Source organism: Undibacterium sp. SXout7W (assembly GCF_049339385.1).
Taxonomy (GTDB): domain Bacteria; phylum Pseudomonadota; class Gammaproteobacteria; order Burkholderiales; family Burkholderiaceae_D; genus Undibacterium.
This window is the reverse complement of record NZ_JBMPPF010000131.1, coordinates 1-311: the sequence shown is the minus strand read 5'-3', so window position 1 is coordinate 311 and position 311 is coordinate 1. Positions and strand designations below refer to the sequence as shown.

The 311-nt window shown below is 58.5% G+C and carries 1 protein-coding gene; it reads right to left on the bottom strand.

Annotation, left to right across the window (positions count from 1 at the left end):
• The coding region (locus ACO0LB_RS20795; protein ID WP_423052633.1) for an Ig-like domain-containing protein at nucleotides 1–311 on the bottom strand (311 nt) is incomplete at both ends.

Here is a 311-nt window from a genome sequence, read left to right as displayed (position 1 = left end):
TTTTGTACGAGTGCTGTGCTGGCATTGCCGGCGACATCTTCGACCCGGACCTGGAGGGTGTTACTTCCTGCCAGCAGAGTGGTATCGAGTGACCAGGTGGTCGCTCCCAGAGGAGCGGCTACGGTGATCCATGTATTGCCATTGTCAAGGGAGAGTCGGATGGTTTCTCCCACCTGGAGGGGGGTGTTCAGATTGCCACTGATGGTTTGTCGTGCCGTTGTGGTGGCAAAGTCGGTGGCACTGACGCCGGTGTCGCTGGAGAGGGTAATACCGGTGACGGTCGTCAGTGGTGCGGTATGGTCGACGGTGTA